The organism is Vibrio sp. TBV020, from assembly GCF_046056895.1.
Taxonomy (GTDB): Bacteria; Pseudomonadota; Gammaproteobacteria; order Enterobacterales; family Vibrionaceae; genus Vibrio.
In genome coordinates this window covers 1,624,046-1,648,099 of record NZ_JBEEAQ010000003.1, presented here as the reverse complement: position 1 = coordinate 1,648,099, position 24,054 = coordinate 1,624,046, and the positions used below count along the sequence as shown (strand labels likewise).

The window sequence follows — 24,054 nt, the reverse complement described above, 5'->3', positions numbered from 1 at the left end:
GTTGATTACTTTGGCCTTGCGACTGAAAAGACATTATTGATAGTGGCGTATTGGCTACCACCTAAACGCGATAGTGGGTTAACTTTAAGCGCGTCTACGACTAGACGGTCACTTCGTTCACCTATCACAGCAGGGTCTATGTAAACTTGCTCGATCTCAGCAAAGATTAAGCTCTGAGGCGTCTCACCAATCTCTTTGACTTCATACAACTTACAGCCAAACGCGATTGGACAGCCTTTCACTCTAGGTAACTCAAATTCTTCAAACTCAACGAGTTCTAGGTCTGAGGCGTCGACTTCAGAATCACCATGTTCGAGTGTCGCTGCAGTTTGTGTTACGTCGTTAGCGAGTGCTTCGTGAGCGATGTGAACGACCATACGGCCCGTTTCCAGTGCATTGCGCGTTGTATCTTTCACTTCGCCGGTTGGTTTTTTACCAACAGAAAACATCAGTAACGGTGGATTACTTGAAACAGGTGTGAAGTATGAAAATGGAGCAAGATTATAGTTTTGCTCACCTGAGTCAGTAAGTACCCAAGCAATTGGTCTTGGTATCACCGTTTGGGTCATTAGGTGATAAATTTGGGTAGGTGCAAGCGTGCTGAGATTGATATTCATCTCTTATCCTTATCACAGAGTTCCTTTCGCCTGAGTGTAACGTGAAATCAGGGAGTTAACACCCCTTATCATGAACTGCCCACCAGCTAACGTATCAATATGATTCCTATTCTGCGTAGAAAAATGAAAGTTTTCGGTCATTTGGTCTATCTTATTAAATAGATGAGGAATTATAACGGCACGAACTCTGCATCCTTTTAGCCGTGATATCGCTTATCTCATCTATAACGTGAAGGAGGCTTTATGTTTGCCAACCAACGATCGAATAAGCAAAAAACGAACAAATCTCCACAACGAAATCAAAAGAAAGTACCTATGTCTCTAACATAGAAAAAGAAAAAGGCCTCGCTAAAATCGCGAGGCCTTTATGATTGCACTGACTGTTTGGCTATCATTGACCTTAGCCTTTTCAAAATCGACCTGTTAAGTATTAAGCATTTTGTTTCCGATCACAGTATTTCCTATAGGTTTGTTAGATCCTTATCGTTTATTCGCGGGATTTCCGCATAACACTTAGCACCCTACGCTGAACCTATGACAGATAACTTAATTGTGATCACTGCAGGCAGTACTGGCCTGGTTGGTAATGAACTACTCAAGCAGATGCTTGATGCTGAACCGATTAACAAAATATACGCCCTATCGCGTAAAGAACTGCCGTTTTTCCATACCAAGCTAACCACAATTAAGCACCCTGAACTACGTATACTTGATTGGAAGTCAGATGATCTTGAACCTAAATACGGGTTCATTTGCCTTGGCACAACGCTTAAAGAAGCTGGTTCTAAACAAGCATTGGAAAAAATCGACCACGAATTGGTCTGTCAGGTTGCTCAAGAAATGAAGCTACTCGGTGTCACCCATCTAGCTGTGGTTTCTAGCCTTGGTGCTTCAACCCGGTCTTTGTCTCATTACCTTCGCTGTAAAGGACGTATGGAGCTTGCCATTGAGCGAATGCAATTTGAGCATGTTGTTTTTGCACGGCCAGGACCGCTAAAAGGGTTAAGAGAAAACCCGCGTAAGGACGAAATCGTAACTCAAACAATGCTTAAAATTATGCAGCCTTTGATGATTGGCCCACTTGCTAAGCTCATTCCAATCGATGCATCTGATGTTGCTCAAGCCATGCAGTATCAATTGTTTGGTCATAATAAAAAGCGCGTAGAATTTATTGATAGTGTCGATATGAGAAGGTTGCTCAATAAGTATCGATAATTTGGCTCAATTCATCTTAATTCGCTCAAATATCCCTCATCGCCTCTCTTAAATAACTGAACGTTATATTTAATGCCCAAATGTCACTTCATTTGGGTATATCAAATCATTAACCTCTTACCGCATAAGACCCCATAAGATATAAGGCCAACTTATATCTACTCCAAAAACCATAAGGACAATCAATTATGTCAGTCGTTGTTATCGCTACATTAGCGGTATTTGTTGGCATTCTCTTCTTTCTCTACGGACAGCAGAAAAAAGAGAACACACTTTCTCGCTTGGTACTATTAGGCTTAGTATTTGGTAGCACTTTCGGCCTAGCACTTCAGCTTATTTTTGGTGAAGGCAGCCCAGTTATCGCTCAAACACTTGAGTGGGTAAATATTGTAGGTCGTGGTTATGTCGGCTTGCTTAAAATGATCATCATGCCACTTGTGCTTGTATCTATGATCGCAGCTGTCGTTAAGCTAGAAAAAGGTGGCGCATTAGGTAAGATCTCTGGCCTAACTATCTCTGTTCTTCTTGCGACTACCGCTATTTCAGCCATCATCGCTATCGTAGTGACGCAAGCATTTGGTTTAAGCGCAGAAGGCTTAACAGAAGGTGCACGTGAAACGGCTCGTATTGCTGCGCTAGAAAGTCGTGCAGATCGTGTCAGTGACCTTACAATTCCTCAAATGTTAGTTAGCTTTATCCCAACTAACCCATTTGCTGACTTGACTGGCGCTCGCTCTACTTCAATTATTGCAGTGGTTATCTTCGGCGTACTAACGGGTATCGCAGCACGTAAAGTGATGGCTGAGAAGCAAGAGCTTGAGTCACCAATTCGTACTTTCGTTGAAGCAGCTCAATCAATCGTAATGCGCTTAGTGAAGATGATTATGGCGCTTACACCTTACGGCATTGCAGCGCTAATGGCTAAGGTTGTTGCGACATCAAGCGCATCGGACATTCTAAACCTACTGGGCTTTATCATCGCTTCTTACGTAGCTATCGCTCTTATGTTTGTTGTTCATGGCATCTTGGTTTCTTTTGTTGGTGTGAATCCAAAAGAATACTTCCAAAAGATCTGGCCAGTACTGACCTTCGCGTTCACATCTCGTAGTTCAGCCGCAACGATCCCTCTAAACGTTGAAGCACAAATTAACAAACTGAACGTGCCACCAGCTATCGCTAACCTATCAGCATCGTTTGGCGCGACAATTGGTCAAAACGGTTGTGCGGGCATCTATCCTGCAATGCTAGCAGTTATGGTTGCACCAACAGTTGGTATTGACCCAATGGAGATTAATTTCATTCTGTCTCTAGTGGCAATCATCGTGGTAAGTTCATTTGGTATCGCAGGTGTTGGCGGCGGCGCAACATTTGCAGCTCTAATCGTACTACCAGCAATGGGGCTTCCTGTTACCATTGCAGCGCTACTTATCTCTATCGAGCCGCTTATCGATATGGCGCGCACAGCATTGAATGTTTCGGGCGCAATGACAGCGGGTACAATTACTAGCCGCCTAATGAAGAAGAAAGCGTCTGATGAACAGTTAGAGACTCAGCAAGCTTAAGCTTTATTACTCCTCCCCTATCAAATGGCCGACAATGATTGTCGGCCATTTTTTTGTCAATTGAACGGATTTAACTCTATCTCGTTTGCTATGCAGTCAGTGCAATGGTCTAATATCGAAGTGAATTTCAAACACTTGGTAATAGATAATGCAACAAGAGCACCAGCCTACGTTTTTCTTTTTTGACTACGAAACGTGGGGAACTAGCCCTGCTAAAGACCGTCCGTGTCAATTTGCGGGTGTGCGCACCGATATGGACTTCAATATCATCGGTGAACCTCTTGTTATCTACTGTCAGCCTCCTGCTGATTACCTTCCTCACCCTGAAGCCGCGTTAATCACAGGGATCACTCCACAGACAGCCGAGAAACAAGGTCTATCAGAGCCTGAATTTATCGCAAAGATTCATGAGCAGTTAGCTACACCAAACACCATAAACCTTGGTTACAACAGCATTCGATTTGATGATGAGGTAACGCGTTATACCTGTTACCGAAACTTTATCGACCCATATGCATGGAGCTGGCAAAACGGCAACTCTCGCTGGGATCTATTAGATGTGATGCGTGCGTGTTATGCACTCCGTCCTGAAGGTGTCGAGTGGCCTGAAAATGACGAAGGATTCATCAGCTTTAAGTTAGAGCATTTATCGGTCGCTAATGGGATTGAACACGAGAATGCGCACGATGCAATGGCCGATGTAGTTGCGACGATTGAGATGGCAAAAAAGGTTAAAGCCGCCCAGCCTAAGCTGTTTGATTACTTCTTAAGTATGCGCCACAAACGCAAACTGAATGAGCTCGTCGATATTGTGAACATGACGCCGCTTATGCATGTTTCAGGGATGCTAGGCAAAGAGTGTAATTACACCAGTTGGATTGTGCCTGTAGCTTGGCACCCGACTAACCAAAATGCCGTTATTTGTGTCGACTTAGCAAAAGACCCGCAGGCATTGCTGGATCTTGACGTCGAACAGCTGCGCGAACGTTTATACACCAAACATTCTGAACTAGACCCTGATGAGTTACCTGTCCCGGTAAAACTTGTTCATTTGAATAAGTGCCCTATTTTAGCACCAGCAAAAACGCTAACCGCAGAAAATGCCGAGAAAATTGGCATTGACCGTGAACAATGTCTTCAGAACTTGGCACTGTTACGTCAGCACCCAGAAGTACGTGAAAAGCTGATTGGCCTCTACGCCATTGAACGAGAATATGAGAAAAGTTCAGATGTCGATACCATGCTGTACGATGGTTTCTTCTCACCAGCAGATAAAACCGCAATGGATATTGTCCGCGAAACGGATCCTAACAATCTTGCAGCTCTTGATATTTCCTTTAACGATGAGCGTATCAAACCATTGTTATTCCGCTACCGTGCTAGAAACTTCCCTTGGACTTTAGATGAGTCTGAGCAACAGCGTTGGGCAAATCACTGTCGTGAGTACTTCGAAAGTCGTATTGAAGACTACATGCTTAATTTGGAAAACTTAGTCCACGAGCACGAGAGTGATGAAAAGAAGATGGCTATTTTAAAATCCATCTATCAATACGTACAAAAGCGAGTATCCTAGAAACAAATTAGAACAACGATTACTAAGTCCTGCCCCTACAAGAATGCCTGGTCACCCAATCTAATAATAATGAAGGGATTAGGCTCTTAAATCACTAGAGCTTTCATCCGACTGAAAGCTCACAGTTGGACATTACTACATTATGGCGAAAACTTTGCTTCAATATGTCGTCTCCATCGGCTTGATATTTCTCTGCCTTGTGGCTGGCATTAACATTCAACACCTTCTGGATATTTCAATTCCAGGTAGCATCATCGGCATGTTGATTCTATTTGGTTTAATGGCAAGCGGTCTTGTACCTTCGGATTGGGTTCGTCCGGGTGCGTCGCTATTCATTCGTTACATGGTGTTATTGTTCGTCCCTATCAGTGTCGGACTGATGCAGCATTTCGATATGTTGATCGCCAATGCTTTACCAATCCTAGCCAGCGCTGTTGGTGGTACCTTGATAGTCTTAGTCCTTCTCGGGTTAATGCTTGATCGTATGCTTAAAGGGGGACAAAAATAATGTGGCTACTCGTTACTATTTTGGTCTTCTTCTCCGCTCGCTGGATCTGTCAGAAATTTAATAGCCCCTTTATGAATCCGCTGTTAGTGAGCATCGCGGTGATTATTCCTATTCTAACCTATTTGAAAGTGCCCTTTGAGACCTATTACGCAGACAATCAATGGATCAATTACTTGCTTCAACCGGCAGTCGTGGCTTTGGCATTCCCACTTTATGAGCAACTTCCTCAGATCCGTGCTAACTGGCGCATCATTATGTTGGCGTGTGGTGTTGGCAGCGTTATGTCAATGGCAACGGCATCACTGATAGCAGTCTACCTCCAAGCAGATCTTTCTTTGATCGCGAGTTTGCTCGGCAAATCAGTCACGACTCCAATTGCAATGGAAGTTTCTAGCCATTTAGGAGGCGAACCGGCAATTGCAGCAATACTCGTCCTGATTGTTGGCCTATTTGGTGCGATTATGGCCTACCCAATCTATAACCTTCTGAATATTACCCACCCTATTGCCAAAGGGTTGACGATGGGTACGGTTTCTCATGCGCTTGGTACAGCAACATGCGCAGAGAAAGACCCACAAGACGCTGCATTTAGCTCATTAGCTCTTGTCGTTTGCGGTGTCATCACATCGATACTAGCTCCTTCATTTTTCACTTTGGCTGTCTGGTTGGCAGCCTAATACTCCTCTGTCGAGCTACGATATGTGGCTCGACTTACATCACGCTTTCTCCGACTGCAATCGTTATCATGTGTGAGCTCACTCTAATTGTGAAATTCAGACAACCGTTACATATATATGTGTGATCTACATCTCTGAACTATTCTGTGTTTTACCTAAAATGTAATACCAATATCCTAGTTTACTGTCGGCTTTTCGGCTCTAAACTCAAAGGTATCAACTCAGTTATTAAAGGACTCACTATGAGAAGCCGCATTGAACAGGCGTTAGCTGAAGCGCCAAAAACCGTAGCAGATTTCTTATCTCCTATTCTTCTTGCTGACGATTTTGACGCGACGCTTTCTTCGGAACAATTTGAACAGTTATTGGCTCTTTCTGGTATGGAAGATGCTGAACTGCGTGTCGCTTTACTTCCTTTTGCAGCGGCATACTCATACGCTCCACTTTCAAATTTCTACGTGGGTGCAATTGTTCGCGGTCTATCAGGTAAGCTCTATTTTGGTGCTAACGTTGAGTTTGGTGGCGTACAACTTGGACAAACTGTCCACGCAGAACAATCAGCAATTAGCCACGCTTGGATGAAAGGAGAACAAGGTGTGGCTGATATCACGATCAACTTCAGCCCATGCGGCCACTGTCGCCAGTTCATGAATGAGCTTTCTACTGCTGATAAGTTGGAAATTCAACTTCCTCAACGCGACAGCAAACTACTACAAGAGTATCTGCCTGAATCGTTTGGCCCGGCCGATCTAGGCATTAAGTCAGCATTAATGGCTAAGACAGATCATGGAAAACAAACCCAAGAAGATGATCAGTTACTTCAATTAGCGGTTGCTGCATTAAATCGAAGTCATGCTCCTTATACACACAACTTAAGTGGTGTAGCTCTTCGTATGAATAACGGCAAGGTATATCAGGGTGCGTACGCAGAAAATGCCGCATTTAACCCGAGCCTACCACCACTTCAGGTAGCTTTAATCCAGCTACTATTGGATCGCCAAGACTTGGCTGATATCGAGTCAGCAGCATTAGTAGAGGTAGCGGAAGGAACGATTAGTCATCTAGCGACGACTCAATCAACACTTGAGGCTCTAAACCCTGATATTCCAATGAGTTACCTAGAAGTCTAAAGCTCACTTATTGAAACCGAGAATATTAAAAAGGCGCTGTAATAGCGCCTTTTTCTTTTTTAGATTTTAAGCCTCAAAGAAAGGGGTCGCATCCACCTCTAACTGGCTTTGAGCAATCGCTTTCTCGATTTTGAGCTGTGAACCTTTGAGGCTAACAAATGCGACATCAATAAAGCGTTTATATTTTCGAGAGTAAAAGCACTTTACTTCGGGCTTAAGAGGGTCGTTTGCATTCGAAGTCCAGACGATACCTACGCGCCCATCACTCAGCTCTACAATTGCTCCAACCGGATACACACCAATACAATTAATAAACTTGTATACCAGTTCTTTATCAAGATGATTAGGCGTCAAGCTAAGTAAAATCTTAAATGCTTCTGCAGGACTCATTCCTTTTTTGTAGCAACGGTCCGCAGTCAGAGCATCATAAATGTCAACGATACAGCTCATACGACCATGTATAGGAAGTTGCTCTTCCGTCAACCCATTAGGGTAACCAGTGCCATCGAGCTTTTCATGATGCATTAAGCAGACATCACGGCTAACGTCACTCAGGCCTGCGACCTTCATAATGATTTCACCTGCATACACTTGGTGTAACTTCATGTGCTCATATTCTTCAGGCGTTAATCTTGCTGGTTTGTGAAGAACTTTATCATCAACCTTAACTTTACCTACGTCGTGGATAATTCCTCCGATAGCCATCTGCTTTAGTGTCTCTTTTGGTAACGCTAAATGTTTACCAAACGTCACGAGAAGCGTTGCTACATTCACTGAGTGTTCGAGCAGGTATTCATCTTTGCTACGTAAAGCAGACACACATTGCAAGGCGTCTGAATTCAGTAGAACGGATTCAATCAAGTCATCGGCTAACCCATCTAACTCATCAACCTGAATCGGTTTACCGTCAAAAGTTTGCGATAGAATTTTTTGGGCAAGGCCTTTCGCATCTCTAATGATCTTTTGGGCTTTTTGTTGCTGAGAAAAACGACTCACCTTTTTTCTTTTAAGTGGTGATGTTGTAACTGCTGGAGGTTCTAAATCAAGATCTTGTTCCAACGCCTTTTCAACCACCGGCTTAAACACGCTCCCCCTAGCTGACAGTTCCTTGTCTACCCACGCGTATTTAATACCATTTTTGATCAACTGATCGATCGCTTTACGGTTAGGAACCCTACCGGCATTCGCTAAGTTAACTCTTTTGCTGTCCTCAATAGCGGTGACGAACATACCTGTCATAAGAGTATTAATTGGAATTTTTATGGAATTGTTGGGATCATACTGCATTGATAGTGAAGCCAATATTAATAATGAGGAGACTTTAGTTCACAAAAATTATATCTCTATTTGCCTGCTTTTACTCAATTCATCACGATTTAACTATAAATCCGGTCAATTAATTGCGCTAACTTGAGACCTAAGTCTACGTTGTCGACAAAACATTCACTTTTCTGATCGTTTGAGCTACCACACTCTCCAAACCGAGAAAAACATAAAACAACAGACGCAAACGTTTGCTTTTTCTAAATGGATGAGTATTATGCGACACAGTTATTATTCCTCTTAAACGTTAAGGTTATCTATGTTTGGTACTGCGACAGCTAAAAATTCAACTCGTGTTTTGTTATTAGGCTCTGGTGAACTTGGTAAAGAGGTTGCCATTGAATGCCAACGCTTAGGACTAGAAGTAATCGCATGTGACCGCTACGAAAACGCGCCAGCAATGCAAGTTGCACACCGTAGCTACACGTTAGATATGCTTGATGGCGATGCGTTAAAAGCCATTATCGATAAAGAACAACCAGACTACGTCGTACCAGAAATTGAAGCGATTGCGACAGATACGCTCGTTGAATTAGAAGCGAACGGGTTAAACGTCGTACCGACGGCGAAAGCAACTAAGCTAACCATGAACCGTGAAGGCATTCGTCGTCTAGCGGCTGAGGAGTTGCAGCTTACTACCTCTCCTTATCGTTTTGCAGACAACTATGAACAGTTCACTACTGCAGTTGAAGGTGTTGGTATACCTTGCGTGTGCAAGCCAGTAATGAGCTCTTCGGGTAAAGGTCAAAGTGTTATTAAGACAGCTGAAGATGTCGAGAAAGCTTGGAACTACGCACAAGAAGGTGGGCGTACTGGTGCTGGTCGTGTGATTGTTGAAGGCTTTATCGATTTCGACTACGAAATAACACTACTAACTGTACGTGCTGTTGATGGCATTCATTTCTGTGCTCCAATTGGGCACCGTCAAGAAGATGGAGATTACCGTGAATCTTGGCAGCCTCAAGTTATGTCTGAGAACGCGCTAAAAGCCGCTCAAGATGCTGCAGGTAAAGTGGTTAATGCATTAGGTGGTTACGGCATCTTTGGCGTAGAGCTATTTGTCAAAGGTGACACGGTTATCTTCAACGAAGTATCACCGCGCCCACACGATACTGGCCTTGTCACACTCATGTCTCAAGATAGCTCTGAGTTTGCACTTCACGTCCGTGCGTTTACCGGTATGCCTATCGCGGGAATCACCCAATATGGCCCAGCGGCATCTGCCGTTATTCTTGGCCAAGGAACCTCTGACAATATTCGTTTTGAAGGTCTATCTGAAGCATTGTCATTACCACAAACTCAAATTCGTCTATTCGGTAAGCCTGACATTGATGGCCGCCGTCGTTTAGGTGTTGCGATTACACGTCGTGAATCGATTGAACAAGCAATTGAAGAGGCTGTTGCAAGTGCCGCTAAGGTCAAAGTGATTTACTAAGTCCTTTAATTTGTCTTAAAAAACTTGTTTAAAATAAACGAAAAGGCCTAGTCATATGACTAGGCCTTTTCGTTTATTTGCAACTAAGCTTCAATCAAATAAACTTCTTCAGCAAATCGAGACAGCCCTTTCTTAGCAATTTTAGGGTGGTCTTCATCTGCTTCATCACGGTACAACTTAGTCACTTTGAACTCTGCATAGAGTGAACGAATTTCTTGTTCAGGAACAGAGAACGGAGGCCCTGCCATTTCGGATTGAATGTAATCTAAACTCACTAACAGTATACGAGCACCTGGCTTAAGTAGTGATTTGATTTTTGCTACATAGTCGCCACGCATCTCTTCTGGTAATGCCACCAACGAAGCACGATCGTAAACAATATCGATAGGCTGAATCGGCGCGGTGAAAAAGTCGCCGGTATAGATCGATAGTTCATCAAATTGAAATAGCTCATGCTGGCCATTCACTGGCATAACCATTGGCGTGTAAAAATGCTCAGCAAAGAAAGCTCTAACAGCAATATTACTTAGCTCAACACCTTGAACATCTTCGTGTTTTGTTGCGAGCCAAACCAGGTCTTCCGATTTACCACATAAAGGGACAAATACTTTGTCTTCGTAACTTGGGTTGGTTTTGTTCCAGTACTGGATCAATAACGGGTTAACATCTTCTAAATGGAAACCAATCTGATTGGCCGCCCATTTACCATGCCAAAACTCTGGATCTCTCATCGCTTTTCTCATTGACTGACTTTAATGGCCATAGCCTATCTGAAAGCGCTCTCAAGTGGTATCCCCGATTGGTAGACAAGATGAAAGTTCTATTCAGATTATGTTCATCTTCAACATTTATAATTGCTTACAAGTTGGTAATGAACCTTGATGACCAACCACGCTCTAAACAGTAGTGAAGAATTTGAGAGTAACTTCAAAGTTCTAAGCAACAGATAAACGGAGCCGCTTGGAATTGTAAAAAGCAGCCCCATTTAATAAGTACAGATGAGTAGCGCTAGTGATTGAAACTTTTTCGACACCTTTTTAGCTAAGCCCTACACATCTAAGGAGAGTGAATGAGCCTATTTTTGCGAACTACGGCCCTGATGCTACTAATGCTCAGCCGTGCACCTGCATTCGCTGCTATTCCAACCGCACCAGGTAACGAGGAAAATCGTTCTACTAATCAGAACGAAGTTTGCTCAAAAGCATTCAAACATAACCTAAGCGGCCTTTACGGCATTCAATCTATGTCGACTTCACCACTACAACCTTATTCTGATTTCGACGTGCTTTATAGCAAAGCTCACCAAGCACAAGCTGAACTAGAGACGCTTTGTAAAAGTACTGCTCTACTGACTTCCACTGAATCTTATTTCGCGGGCGTAAAATCATCTCAACGTGCGAAAGAAAAAATCGCCTATGAACTTGACGGTCAGACTGCCCGAATTACAGACCTTGCACGCGCAACTATTGTTGCTGACGATATTGAAAGTCTGATGTCTGCGTACGAAGTTCTAAACCGAGAAACGACGATCGTCAAAGTTAAGAATCGCTTCAAAAAACCTGCTGCTTCAGGCTACCGAGACCTTAACCTACTCGTCCAATTGCCAAAAACAAACTTAGTGGCAGAAGTTCAGTTGCACCTAAAAGCAATTGCTGACGTTAAAAGCGGCCCAGAGCACGCGATCTACGAACGAATTCAGAAAATCGAACGTACTGCGGCAGTCGAGTCTCGTGATTTTAATGAGTTTGAACAGGCTCAGATTAAAAATATGCGTCGAGAATCTAAAGAGTTATACCAAAACGCTTGGCAGCCTTACATCACTACCCATCTAAGTGCTGCATAACCTTAACACGGTCATTCCCCTCTCCCTGAATGGCCGTGATTTTTCGTAAAACCCAAACTTTTAAACTACCTTTTGATTAAAGTATTAATAATAAAGTTTGGGGTGACTATGCGTGTACGCAATGGAAAGCTCACCGCGTTAATCAGCTTACTATTGCCAATGATGGCCTATAGTGACGATGGTTTCGGTCCCGTCCAAGGCTATACTCAATCACCTTTCCACACCAACAACCTTTCTCCTCAAGTCCGTTCAGGGTTTTCAATGCCATTGGCACATTTTGAAATATACGCTTCTGGTGTTGTTTCTAGTATTTGGGCAGTGACAGACGAATATGAACTCGACTATTACCAAAATCAAATCGCTATAGGTGGAAAATGGCAGTTCAGCGAAAACTGGCAGATCGACCTGAACTATCGCTGGAATTACGCGGGAAACAATCATCTAGATGGGTTAACAAAAGATTTTCACGATGCCTTCGGCTTAGATCAGAATGGCAGAGATAATGTCGATAACAACCGCTTTGTTATTAATATGCCGAAATATGGCATTCAAGAGGAAGGATTTCGAGGAGAAACCTTAAGTCACGCTCTCACTAGTTACCTGCAGTATCAGGTTTTCAGTCAACAACATCACGGCGTGTCGATTGGTGCATCTTTGTACTTCAATGACACGTCTCGCGGCATTTTTAGTTCATCAGATTTTGAACAAGCAATACAAATTAACTATGGCTATGTTCGTGATAAACATGCCCTAGACACGATTGCAGCTATCACCTTTCGTAATACTCCAACTGTATTTGAAAAGATGCCATATAGAGACCGAACCTGGACATTTGGCGCTAGTTATCGTTACCAACTGTTTGAAAACCATTCATTTATTGGGCAATTAGTCGTACTACAAGGAGTAACAAATGATGGTGGAGAGTTTTCTAAGCCATCCACCGAATTTACCTATGCCTATCGCTATACACTTAAAAATACCGCAGTGGAGATCACTGCGGTAGAAAATATGTTTAATGCCGACAACAGTACCGACATCGCTTTTGGTGTTGCGTTTCGCTACCGTTTTGGACCTAGCGAATCTAGATAGACAAGATGCGATTGACGGCTGAGGCAATTTCACTATCTGATGCACTTCTTGCCAGAGAAAACGAAAGGTATTGATCACCTCTCATACTGAACGATCGGTCAACCTCTGCAAGACAATGAACTAGATTGCCGTCAAGGATGAAGGAAACCTCAATTTCTTTCTTATTAATAAAACCATTGCTACGAAATTCGATTTCTTGATAGCAACCTGATTTAGAAGAGAAGTTACCACCACGTAAAAAGCCTTTCTCGACATCAGCTTTCACCATGCCAAAACCTGCCTGCTCAATCGCTGACAGTACTTTCGCTACAACAGGAAGCGGTTTAACTTCAACGAAATCTCGATCTTTCGGATCAATTGCAAAATCAATATCGAGAGTCGTTTCCACCCATACATGACATTGATTTTTCAGCGCATTTAACGCCGTGACCGGAGTCTCATCATTCAACTTAAATTCAAAAGGAACTTGTTTAGTTTCGTTTGGCTGAATAACAAAAGGTTGAACAGCTTGAAGTTTACCGATAATGAAATCTTGGTAGCTCGTACTTTCATCACTCTCGACTTTTACTTCTGTACACAGCTTTAGGTTAATTGCATCAATTTGCTGCTCTACGTCACCACCTTGGATATGGACGGTACCTTTTAGTGTATCTCCCTGAAAAACAGACATACTGTCTAAAACTGTATCCACTTTCGCCGCGCCAATTCCCAAAGAAGCTTTTAACTTTCCAAACATAGATTGTCCTTATGATTATATTGCGTCTACTGATTTATCCTGATGACACCATTTATGCAAGGGCTTTCTCTCAAGAGCCTGAAAAAACGTGCGCACAGGTGAGGTTTCACAGTATCGGTAGAGCAATAACTTGCATTAATCCTGCAAATGTATAACCATTTGTATAGTCAAATATCTAAGTTAGAGTTTTATGAACAGTTCACCTCTTTATCTTCAAATTAAGCAGTTTATTTCCGATCAGATCGACCAAGGGTTTTGGCCTGTGGGACATCGCATCACGACTGAGATTGAACTCACCAAGCAGTTTAACGTAAGTAGGATGACCGTAAATAAAGCCATTCGTGATCTGGTTGCTGAAGGCCGCTTAGTAAGACGACCTCGCTTGGGCACTTTCGTTTGTGCACCAGATGACAAAGCGGAATCACCACTACTTGATATTCGCAACATCGCGAAGGAAGTCGAACAAAGAGGAAAGCAATACAGCAGCAAGGTGATCAAGCAGATCTCGTTGAACGCAGACGACACTGTAGCAATGAAGCTTGGCGTCATGTTAGGTAGTGAGATTTTCTATAGTGAAATCATTCACTTTGAAGATAACTCCCCTATTCAGTTAGAGCTTCGCTGGGTCAACGCGGGCTACGCTCCTAACTATCTTGAACAAGATTTTTCTCAAATGACTCCCAACCAGTATCTTTCAGAAAATTGCCCATTAAGTGCCATCGAACATACTGTTGAAGCAATCGTTGCTGATGACTCTGTGCGCTCAGCATTGAGACTCGCGATAAATGAGCCCTGCCTGTTGTTAAATCGAAGAACCTGGAGCGATGAACGCTTAGTCAGTACGGCATTACTCTACCATCCAGGGACAAGATACAAATTAAGCTCTAAAGTTTTACTCTGATAAAGAATTTCATACTTTTTACTGATCACATTTTCGCAACATTAAACTTGATCAATTGACTGATTTAAACGAATAATTGTATATACATTTAAATCAGAGCATTCGTTATGAGTTTTTGTAGTGACCTAGTCTTATCCAATGCCAAGGTCGTGTCGATGACACCGGGGCAAGATGGATACACCATTTCGCCTCTTTGCCATATTCAAATCAAAGACGGGCGCATTGCCTCTATATCACAGCAACCGATTGATTCTACGGTGACATACGATTGCCAAGGGAAGCTAGTTACCCCTGGCTTTATTGATTGTCACACCCACCTTATCTTTGCTGGCAGTCGAGCAGATGAATTTGAAAAACGTCTCAAAGGCGTACCGTATCAAGAAATAGCCAAACAAGGTGGCGGTATTCTATCTACAGTAAAGGCGACTCGCCTAGCCTCTGAAGAGCAGTTAACGGAAATGGCACTACCAAGGCTGGATGGTTTGATTCGTACTGGTGTTACTTCGGTAGAGATTAAATCTGGCTATGGGCTAACTGTCGCTGACGAGCTCAAAATGTTACGCGCAGCGAAAGCGTTAGAAGCGCATCGTAAAATTCGTATTACGACAACGTTACTCGCAGCGCATGCGCTACCTCCTGAGTATGCGGGTCGTCAAGACGATTATATTGAACTGGTGTGCAAAGAGATTATCCCCATTGTCGCAGATGAAAAACTCGCCACCAGCGTCGATGTTTTCTGTGAGTCTATCGGCTTTAATGTGTCACAAACCGAAAAAGTGTTTAAGGCCGCTATTGAGCATGGGCTTCACGTAAAAGGTCACACTGAACAACTGTCAAACTTGGGTGGGACGGCATTAACCGCCAACTACTCAGGCCTCTCCGCCGATCATATCGAGTTCTTAGATGAATCTGGCGTTAAAGCTTTAGCGGCTGCCAATACTGTAGCTACCCTACTTCCTGGTGCGTTCTATTTCTTGAAAGAAACTCAGCTCCCCCCAATTGAACTGCTGCGTCAATACAAAGTTCCTATGGCAATCGCTACAGATTTGAACCCAGGCACATCACCATTCTCAGATTTAACTATGATGATGAATATGGGCTGCACTCTGTTTGGATTAACACCAGAAGAAACGCTTCGCGGAGTTACCGCAAATGCAGCTAAAGCGCTTGGCTATGGTGAAACTAGAGGCCAGATAGACAACGGGTTTGACGCTGATCTAGCGATCTGGGACGTATCTCATCCAGCTGAGTTTAGCTATTTCCAAGGTGCGCCTAGACTCTCTGCTCGCCTTGTCGCTGGAGTATTGGATCATGTCTAATCAGTTAACCACTAATCAAGAGTTTCATTGGCAGGGTCGCCACGACGCTGAAGATGGAGCGCAAGGAAAGCGCGTTCACCACGTCATCAAACAAATTCAAGTCACCGAGCTACAGCCGTACCACAATGCGGTGAGTATTCTTGGTTTTTGCTGTGACGCGGGTGTCGCTCGAAATAAAGGCCGTATTGGCGCTCATCGTGCTCCAGATTTAATCCGACGAGCACTAGCCAATTTAGCATGGCACAAAGAAAGCAATCTCATCGACCTTGGCAATGTCATTTGTGACGATGACCAACTTGAACAAAGTCAGGCTCAGTGTGCGGATGTCATTGCTACAGCACTCAAATCTACGCCAGTCATCACGTTAGGCGGAGGGCATGAGGTAGCATGGGCATCATTTCAAGGGTTAGCTCAGTACTTTGAGTACATCAATCCCTCGAAGCCACCTAAGATTGGCATAATCAACTTCGATGCTCACTTTGATTTGCGTGCTTTTGAAAGTGAGCATGCCGATGTCAAACCAAGCTCTGGTACCCCATTTAATCAAATTCAAAAATATTGCCACGATAAAGGTTGGCCTTTCCACTATGCCTGTTTGGGCGTAAGCAAAGCCAGCAATACTGAAGCGCTATTTAAACGCGCTGATGAGCTTGATGTTTGGTACATCGAAGATAAGGAGCTGACTTCTCTTAATCAGGTATATCACTTGACTCAGCTACAGCATTTTATTGATAACTGCGACTTTATCTACCTGACCATTGACCTTGATGTATTCCCTGCTGCCACCGCACCCGGTGTAAGTGCGCCCGCTGCTCGTGGTGTCAGTATTGATACGATCGCACCATTTATCGACCGAATTTTACATTACAAACAAAAACTGGCCATTGCCGATATCGCAGAATACAACCCAACTTACGACGTAGACAGTCAGACAGCACGTCTCGCCGCTCGTCTATGTTGGGATATCGCAAACGCCTTCTCAGAAAAATAACAACCAGACAATGGCTAGCCCCTATGATGCTTTAGCGTCCTAGCCCCCGTTTGTCTGGATAACGTGAACCACAAGGAGTTTTACCATGACACAGCGCCAAGTAGAGGATATGCGTCTCGACACTACTAGAACAATACGTGCGCCACACGGCACGACCTTGAGAGCAAAATCTTGGCTAACGGAAGCACCACTTCGAATGCTGATGAACAACTTAGACCCGGATGTTGCAGAACACCCTCACGCTTTAGTTGTCTATGGTGGTATTGGCCGTGCAGCCCGCAATTGGGAATGTTATGACAAAATCGTTGAGGTATTAGAACGTCTAGAAGATGATCAAACATTGCTGGTTCAATCAGGCAAACCCGTCGGTGTTTTTCCAACTCATAAAAATGCCCCAAGAGTATTGATTGCTAACTCAAACATTGTGCCTCACTGGGCTAATTGGGAGCACTTCAATGAGCTCGATAAAGAAGGTCTGATGATGTATGGCCAAATGACTGCGGGAAGCTGGATCTACATTGGCTCACAAGGCATTGTACAAGGCACATACGAAACGTTCGTCTCTGTCGCGAAAAAGCACTTTGATGGTAATGCGAAAGGTCGTTGGGTTCTTACTGGTGGCCTAGGTGGTATGGGCGGCGCTCAACCTCTTGCAGCAACCATGGCAGGCTTCTCTATGATTGCAGTAGAGTGCGATGAGTCACGTATTGATTACCGCTTACGCACAGGTTACGTTGACAAAAAAGCGACCAGCTTAGATGAAGCATTGGCGATCATTTATGAATCTGAAACCCCCGTTTCTGTTGGCTTACTTGGTAACGCCGCTGATGTATTCCCAGAGCTAGTAGAACGTAATATCACTCCAGATGTCGTCACCGACCAAACGTCTGCACATGATCCGTTGAACGGTTACTTGCCAATCGGTTGGTCAATGGAACACGCCGCAGATATGCGCCAGAAAGATGAAGCCATGGTTGTTGATGCTGCAAAAGAGTCAATGGCGATTCAAGTTAAAGCAATGCTAGCTCTTCAAGAGCGTGGCGCTGCGACACTTGATTACGGAAACAACATTCGTCAAATGGCGCTAGAAAAAGGCGTAGAAAATGCGTTCGACTTCCCTGGATTTGTTCCTGCTTATATTCGTCCACTATTCTGTGAAGGTATTGGGCCATTCCGCTGGGCAGCACTTTCAGGCGATCCTGAAGATATCTATAAAACAGACCAAAAAGTGAAAGAGCTTATTCCAGACAATCCACATCTACATAATTGGTTGGATATGGCGCGTGAGCGTATTCAATTCCAAGGCTTACCTGCACGTATCTGTTGGGTTGGCTTGAAAGACCGTGAACGCCTTGGCCAAGCCTTCAATGAAATGGTTAAAAATGGAGAACTTAAAGCGCCAATCGTCATCGGTCGCGATCATTTAGATTCGGGATCGGTTGCAAGTCCAAACCGTGAAACAGAAGGTATGATGGACGGGTCAGATGCCGTTTCAGATTGGCCACTACTCAATGCACTACTGAATACTGCAGGTGGTGCAACATGGGTTTCTTTACATCACGGCGGTGGCGTTGGTATGGGCTTCTCTCAGCACTCTGGTATGGTAATTTGTTGTGATGGTAGCCAAGATGCTTCTGAGCGTATTTCTCGTGTTCTCCACAACGACCCTGCAACAGGTGTTATGCGTCATGCTGATGCAGGCTATGACATCGCTAAACAGTGTGCTTCGGAACAAGGCTTAGATCTGCCAATGTTGAACGAAGAATTGCGTAAGCTTAAATAAGGATTATGAAGATGTTAAACCTAGAACTTAAGCCAGGGAAATTGAACCTTGCGCTACTTCGACAGATCAGCCGCTCACCAATCAATCTTTCTCTTGACCCAGAAGCAATCCCGGCGATAGAAGAAAGCACACAAGTTGTTGAACAGGTTATTGCCGAAGATCGCACTGTCTATGGTATCAACACTGGCTTTGGCTTATTGGCAAATACACGTATCGCCCCTGAAGATCTGGAAACTCTACAGAAAAGTATCGTCCTTTCTCACGCAGCAGGTATAGGCAAATTTATGTCTGACGAAACCGTTAGACTGATGATGGTACTAAAGATTAACAGCTTATCGCGCGGCTATTCAGGTATTCGTCTGAAAGTCATTCAAGCACTGATCGACCTAGTAAACTCTCAAGTTTACCCTTGTGTTCCACAAAAAGGCTCAGTGGGTGCATCAGGTGACCTAGCACCACTTGCTCACATGAGCACGGTACTACTTGGCGAAGGACAGGCACGCCACAACGGCAAAATCATTTCGGGCATTGAAGCGCTTAAGATTGCAGGATTAGAGCCAATCACCTTAGCACCGAAGGAAGGGCTAGCGTTATTAAACGGCACGCAAGCGTCTACTGCTTTTGCGCTTGAGGGGCTCTTTGCTGCAGAAGATTTATTTGCCTCTGCGACCGTGTGTGGTGCGATGTCGGTTGAAGCCGCGTTAGGTAGTCGTCGCCCATTTGATCCTCGTATCCATCGTGTTCGCGGTCATCGTGGTCAAATGGATGCTGCAGCGGCGTATCGTCACCTTCTTGATATCAACAGTGAGATTGGTGAGTCCCATACCGCTTGTGAAAAGGTACAAGATCCATATTCGTTACGCTGTCAGCCTCAGGTGATGGGAGCATGTCTACAGCAAATCCGCAATGCTGCCGATATTTTGCAAGTCGAAGCTAACTCAGTCTCCGATAACCCGCTGGTTTTCGCTGAAGATGGCGACATTATTTCTGGTGGTAACTTCCATGCTGAACCTGTGGCAATGGCTGCTGACAACTTAGCGATTGCGATTGCAGAAGTGGGGAGTCTTTCTGAACGTCGTATGGCTTTGCTGATTGATAGCGCGCTTTCAAAGCTTCCTCCATTCCTTGTTGATAATGGCGGCGTGAATTCTGGCTTTATGATTGCTCAAGTAACTTCAGCAGCATTGGCGAGTGAGAACAAAACATTGGCCCACCCTGCGTCTGTGGATAGCTTGCCTACATCAGCAAACCAAGAAGATCACGTGTCTATGGCTACGTTCGCCGGTCGACGCTTGCGTGATATGGCAGAAAACACCCGTGGAATTCTCGCGGTTGAGTATTTATCGGCAGCTCAAGGACTCGATTTCCGAGCACCAAACAAGTCGTCAGCGCGTATAGAGGAAGCAAAACATATCTTGCGTGAGAAAGTTTCGTTCTACGACAAAGATCGTTACTTCGCTCCAGATATTGAAGCTGCTAACGCGTTACTCAAACTAGCCGTACATAACCACTTAATGCCAGACGCACTGTTACCGAGCGTGAAACTCACTTAAGATTTAGTACGAGATAAATAAAAGCCCTGCTTACTCAGCAGGGCTTTTCGTATATTTGACTATCCGCTTAACTAAATCCAACGCCTTACTCTTTGTTTGTAATCTAAATAAGCTGCACCAAATAGAGACTCTAAAGCTTTTTCTTCTGGGCGGATTTGAAAGCGGTTCATATAGAGAATAAAAGTAAAAGAAAAAGTGATTGAGACAAGGTTCTGCTGCCAATAAGCAAAACCGAACAACAGTAAGAACAACCCTAGGTACATAGGGTTGCGAGTGAAAGCAAAAATACCGCTATCGACCACTGTTGATGCATCATCGACCTTTATCGGGTTTACCGTTGTCTGCGCTCGCCGAAACTCATAAACGCCCGCGATACCAACGATACCCGCAATCGCAAAGCATACTAAAAACACCACCAAGTTCAGAGGTAAGTTGACGGTAAACCGCACAAACTCATGACTAAGGTGATTAATAGCCACAACAAATAGGACAAACAAAGCTACAGGTGGGATCTTTCGCTCTAACACATCCATCTACTTTCTCTTCAATTAGTTACCTATAAAAATAGCTCAACCACCGGGGCTGAGCTATTTAAAGTTAGATTATTTTTAGAAGCGCTTGGAGTGGATGCTGCACTTTCTCATTCTCAAAGCGTTTAACTTGGCTCCTACATGAGTACCCCGTAACAAGGCATCGCTCTTTAGGTAGGTCTTGAAGCCTTGGCTTCCAGCTTAGAGCGTATATATCTTTCGACATCTGTAGCTTGTCCACCTCATGACCAAAGGTGCCCGCCATACCACAACAGCCCACAGGAACGGTATTCAGTCGAGCGCCAAAGTGAGCAAAGATCTTGCCCCACTCTTTCTCAGCGTTTGGCATCTTAGTTTTTTCCGTGCAGTGTGCAAACAAGTACCATGGTTCATCACCATTAGCATCTCGTTCGACAAACTCTTGCAGCTTTGGCTCTAACCATTCATGCACAGTAAGAACTTGGAAATCACCACGTTTCTCTTGCAAAACCTCTTGGTATTCGTCTCGATAACAAAGCACCAATGCTGGGTCGACCCCAACAAGTGGGATATTAATGTCAGCTATTTGTTGTAAGAACGCTGCAGTATTCTTGGCGCTATCTGCAAACTTCTTGAGGAAACCTTTCACATGCTGAGCTTTACCATTTGGCTTAAATGGCAGTAATACTGGTGTCTTACCCAACTTACTCACTAATGCGGCAAAATCTTCAACCACTTGAGCGTCGTAGTAGCTGGTAAACGGATCTTGAACGATCACAACATGGTTTGCTTTATCTTCTTTAGATAACGCAGCCAACTGTTGTAAATCGAAAACTTTCAAATCCGAAAGTCGCTTGTTCAGCGTCGGCACTGATAGCAATGGTGAATCAACATAACCTACCGTTTTAGCGGTGAGATCTTGCACCCACCCTTGCTTTAACGCGCCATTAACCAGCTTAGGTGCTTTAGCCAATACGGGTAACATGGTTTCGATATTCGCCACCAAGTAATCTTTTGCTGGGCGTTGATAACGTGAATAGTAGATATTTAGGAAACGCGAGCGGAAACTTGGGACATCCACTTTAATCGGACACTGACTCGCACATGCTTTACAGGCTAGACAGCCATTCATCGCCTCATAGACTTCATGTGAAAAGTCATATTCGTGACGTTTATTTAAACTATTGCGAACGCGCTCAATCATAGTTTTGATCGAGGTATTGTCAGAAAGAGCTTGATGCTCAAGATCCAGAATATCAACACCCTGATCCGTCAATTGGCGTAGCCATTCTCGAACCATTCCTGCTCGGCCTTTTGGAGAGTGTCTCCTGTCTGCCGTCACCTTCATCGACGGGCACATTGGCGAGGAAGTGTCGTAGTTAAAACACAGGCCATTGCCATTACATTCCATCGCTTGCTTAAAGCTGTCTCGAACTTGAACATCAATCTGGCGATCGTAGTAGCCACGCTTTGTATCCGTCACTTTAACAAGCTCTTGGTTACTTTCTAAAGGCGTACAAATTTTGCCTGGGTTCATCTTGTTGTGCGGGTCAAAGGCGGATTTGACGCGGCGAAGTTCTGTAAACAGTTCATCACCAAAGAACTCTGCTCCATACTCTGAGCGAAAGCCTTTACCGTGCTCACCCCACATTAAACCACCATATTTTGCTACCAGTTTGACCACTTCATCTGAGATCTCATGCATCAACGCTTCTTGTTTAGGATCACATAGATCTAATGCAGGACGAACATGGAGTACACCAGCATCGACATGGCCAAACATGCCATAATTCAACGATTTCTCATCAAGCAGCACTCTAAACTCAGCAATAAAATCGGCTAAATTCTCTGGAGGAACGCAGGTATCTTCGGCAAACGCGACAGGTTTCGCCCTGCCTTTCGCTGCACCTAATAAACCAACCGCTTTCTTACGCATATTGTAGATACGGCCTATGCTTGCGACGTCGCTACATACTTGATAACCAATAATGCCAGCTTCATTGCTTTCTAACATCGCATCAAGGCGGCGACTTAAAGCGTCGACTTGTGCATTAACCTCTTCGACATCTTGGCCTGCAAACTCAACCATGTTGATGCCCTGCATGTCTTTACCAGGTACATCCGTCAATAAGTCACTCACCGTATGCCAAACAATGTCTTGCTTGGCGAGGTTCAATACTTTTGAATCGACAGTTTCAACAGACAGGGCATTGGCTTCAACCATAAATGGAGCGTTGCGTAGCGCGGAATCAAAGCTGTTGTATTTAACGTTAACTAAAGTTCTCGCCTTAGGTATCGGAGTGAGGTTGAGCTTAGCTTCCGTGATAAACGCCAGTGAGCCCTCAGCGCCACATAGCACACGAGTTAAATCGAATTTGTCATTCTCTACATCTAAAGCGTTTTTCAGGTCATAGCCCGTTAAGAAGCGGTTGAGCGGTGGAAACTTCTCATCAATCTGAGCTCGTTTTTCACGACATACGCTCTCTGTGGTGTGATAAGCATTGAAAGCGTACTCACCTTCTTTTGGCATACCGTGAGACAAGTCGGATTCAATAATAGAGCCATCAGCGAACACGGCTTGTAGAGATAAAACATGATCCGATGTTTTACCATATTTTAGAGAGCCTTGGCCCGAAGCGTCGGTATTGATCATCCCACCCAATGTCGCACGGTTACTTGTGGATAGATCCGGAGAGAAAAAATATCCGTATGGACGAACCGCATCATTAAGCTGATCTTTTACCACGCCAGTTTGAACACGAACCCAACCTTCATCTTCATTGATTTCGAGTACTTTGTTCATATGACGAGAAAGATCGACCACGATACCTTTAGTCAAGGACTGACCATTGGTTCCGGTACCTCCACCGCGAGGGGAAAATGTGACTCTTTCGTACTTGGATTCTTTGCTCAGCTTGCCTATGAGGGTGACATCTTGAGTGCTTTTGGGATGTACAACCGCTTGTGGCAATTGCTGATAGACACTGTTGTCAGTGGCGACCGCTAAACGGCTAGAGAACTGACTTTCTATATCGCCCGTGAAACCAGCGGCTTCGAGCTCTTTAAGAAAGGTGAGAACAATCGGATCCACATCCGACTGAGAATGTAATCTTGGTAACATTTGCTTCCTGCTCCCTACGACGCTGATCCAATCAGCACTGGGTTCGCTATAATTTGAACTATTATTTGAATCTCGTCACTTTACAACATTTAAAAGGGTGATCAAAACAGAAATGCAGTGTCAGAATGGAACTTATCGCATTTTTTTCCCACACTTAGAATTAACAAAA

General features: G+C 44.1%; 20 protein-coding genes. 14 read left to right on the top strand and 6 right to left on the bottom strand.

From position 1 onward, the window contains the following. Window positions 1-5: 5 nt before the first annotated feature. A complete protein-coding gene (locus tag AAFX28_RS15765; protein WP_408689041.1) occupies window positions 6-617 on the bottom strand; it encodes a flavin reductase family protein in 612 nt (203 codons plus the stop codon). Between the two features lie 534 nt (window positions 618-1,151). On the opposite strand from AAFX28_RS15765, the gene AAFX28_RS15760 reads away from it, so the two are divergent. The 6 genes from AAFX28_RS15760 (at window position 1,152) to cdd (ending at window position 7,282) form a co-directional block, all read left to right on the top strand. Beyond that, window positions 1,152-1,832, top strand: coding sequence for an oxidoreductase (locus tag AAFX28_RS15760; protein ID WP_408689039.1), 681 nt, complete (start codon window positions 1,152-1,154; stop codon window positions 1,830-1,832). 188 nt (window positions 1,833-2,020) lie between these two features. Continuing rightward, window positions 2,021-3,394 (top strand): L-cystine transporter, encoded by a 1,374-nt coding sequence (locus tag AAFX28_RS15755; RefSeq protein ID WP_408689037.1) that lies wholly within the window; start codon window positions 2,021-2,023, stop codon window positions 3,392-3,394. A 148-nt stretch (window positions 3,395-3,542) separates the two neighbouring features. Beyond that, window positions 3,543-4,967, top strand: a complete 1,425-nt coding sequence (sbcB, locus tag AAFX28_RS15750) for an exodeoxyribonuclease I (protein ID WP_408689035.1) — start codon at window positions 3,543-3,545, stop codon at window positions 4,965-4,967. Between the two features lie 142 nt (window positions 4,968-5,109). Next, a complete protein-coding gene (locus AAFX28_RS15745; RefSeq protein WP_408689034.1) occupies window positions 5,110-5,475 on the top strand; it encodes a CidA/LrgA family protein in 366 nt (121 codons plus the stop codon). Continuing rightward, window positions 5,475-6,152, top strand: coding sequence for a CidB/LrgB family autolysis modulator (locus AAFX28_RS15740; protein ID WP_408689032.1), 678 nt, complete (start codon window positions 5,475-5,477; stop codon window positions 6,150-6,152). Before AAFX28_RS15745 ends, AAFX28_RS15740 begins: the two co-directional genes overlap by 1 nt. Before the next feature lie 242 nt (window positions 6,153-6,394). After that, the gene (gene cdd / locus AAFX28_RS15735; RefSeq protein WP_408689030.1) at window positions 6,395-7,282 is read left to right on the top strand and encodes a cytidine deaminase; all 888 of its coding nucleotides are present in this window, start codon (window positions 6,395-6,397) and stop codon (window positions 7,280-7,282) included. A 66-nt stretch (window positions 7,283-7,348) separates the two neighbouring features. Here the strand turns inward: cdd and AAFX28_RS15730 are convergent, their stop codons facing one another. Beyond that, complete coding sequence (locus AAFX28_RS15730) at window positions 7,349-8,569, bottom strand: HD-GYP domain-containing protein (RefSeq protein ID WP_408689029.1); 1,221 nt, start codon at window positions 8,567-8,569, stop codon at window positions 7,349-7,351. Between the two features lie 295 nt (window positions 8,570-8,864). Here AAFX28_RS15730 and purT point away from each other — a divergent pair, with 295 nt between their 5' ends. Continuing rightward, window positions 8,865-10,040, top strand: coding sequence for a formate-dependent phosphoribosylglycinamide formyltransferase (gene purT, locus AAFX28_RS15725; protein ID WP_408689028.1), 1,176 nt, complete (start codon window positions 8,865-8,867; stop codon window positions 10,038-10,040). An 83-nt stretch (window positions 10,041-10,123) separates the two neighbouring features. Here the strand turns inward: purT and AAFX28_RS15720 are convergent, their stop codons facing one another. Then, window positions 10,124-10,771 carry a thiopurine S-methyltransferase gene (locus AAFX28_RS15720; RefSeq protein ID WP_408689026.1) on the bottom strand — a complete coding sequence of 216 codons (648 nt, stop codon included), beginning with the start codon at window positions 10,769-10,771 and terminating at the stop codon, window positions 10,124-10,126. 338 nt (window positions 10,772-11,109) lie between these two features. Here AAFX28_RS15720 and AAFX28_RS15715 point away from each other — a divergent pair, with 338 nt between their 5' ends. After that, window positions 11,110-11,883: a phosphoribosylglycinamide formyltransferase gene (locus AAFX28_RS15715; RefSeq protein WP_408689025.1), complete on the top strand. Its 774-nt coding sequence runs from the start codon at window positions 11,110-11,112 to the stop codon at window positions 11,881-11,883. A gap of 108 nt (window positions 11,884-11,991) precedes the next feature. Beyond that, window positions 11,992-12,972: a DUF3187 family protein gene (locus AAFX28_RS15710; RefSeq protein WP_408689023.1), complete on the top strand. Its 981-nt coding sequence runs from the start codon at window positions 11,992-11,994 to the stop codon at window positions 12,970-12,972. On the opposite strand, the gene AAFX28_RS15705 is transcribed toward AAFX28_RS15710, so the two are convergent. After that, entirely contained in the window at window positions 12,965-13,708 is a 744-nt protein-coding gene (locus AAFX28_RS15705; protein WP_408689021.1) for a sporulation protein, read from the bottom strand. The genes AAFX28_RS15710 and AAFX28_RS15705 overlap by 8 nt on opposite strands. Window positions 13,709-13,898: 190 nt before the next feature. Between AAFX28_RS15705 and hutC the strand changes: the two genes are divergently transcribed. The 5 genes from hutC to hutH all read left to right on the top strand — a co-directional run bounded on the left by hutC (window position 13,899) and on the right by hutH (window position 20,255). Beyond that, window positions 13,899-14,609 (top strand): histidine utilization repressor, encoded by a 711-nt coding sequence (gene hutC / locus AAFX28_RS15700; protein ID WP_408689020.1) that lies wholly within the window; start codon window positions 13,899-13,901, stop codon window positions 14,607-14,609. Window positions 14,610-14,716: 107 nt separating this feature from the next. Further along, a complete protein-coding gene (gene hutI, locus AAFX28_RS15695) occupies window positions 14,717-15,928 on the top strand; it encodes an imidazolonepropionase (RefSeq protein ID WP_408689018.1) in 1,212 nt (403 codons plus the stop codon). Further along, the gene (hutG, locus tag AAFX28_RS15690) at window positions 15,921-16,919 is read left to right on the top strand and encodes a formimidoylglutamase (RefSeq protein WP_408689016.1); all 999 of its coding nucleotides are present in this window, start codon (window positions 15,921-15,923) and stop codon (window positions 16,917-16,919) included. The genes hutI and hutG overlap by 8 nt, the downstream gene beginning before the upstream one ends. Window positions 16,920-17,004: 85 nt before the next feature. After that, window positions 17,005-18,702: a urocanate hydratase gene (hutU, locus tag AAFX28_RS15685; RefSeq protein WP_408689014.1), complete on the top strand. Its 1,698-nt coding sequence runs from the start codon at window positions 17,005-17,007 to the stop codon at window positions 18,700-18,702. A gap of 11 nt (window positions 18,703-18,713) precedes the next feature. Next, window positions 18,714-20,255 (top strand): histidine ammonia-lyase, encoded by a 1,542-nt coding sequence (gene hutH, locus AAFX28_RS15680; protein WP_408689012.1) that lies wholly within the window; start codon window positions 18,714-18,716, stop codon window positions 20,253-20,255. 71 nt (window positions 20,256-20,326) lie between these two features. Here the strand turns inward: hutH and AAFX28_RS15675 are convergent, their stop codons facing one another. Both AAFX28_RS15675 and AAFX28_RS15670 read right to left on the bottom strand, forming a co-directional pair. Then, window positions 20,327-20,788: a methyltransferase family protein gene (locus AAFX28_RS15675; protein ID WP_408689010.1), complete on the bottom strand. Its 462-nt coding sequence runs from the start codon at window positions 20,786-20,788 to the stop codon at window positions 20,327-20,329. Between the two features lie 64 nt (window positions 20,789-20,852). After that, entirely contained in the window at window positions 20,853-23,885 is a 3,033-nt protein-coding gene (locus AAFX28_RS15670; RefSeq protein WP_408689008.1) for an FAD-linked oxidase C-terminal domain-containing protein, read from the bottom strand. Window positions 23,886-24,054 lie beyond the last annotated feature (169 nt).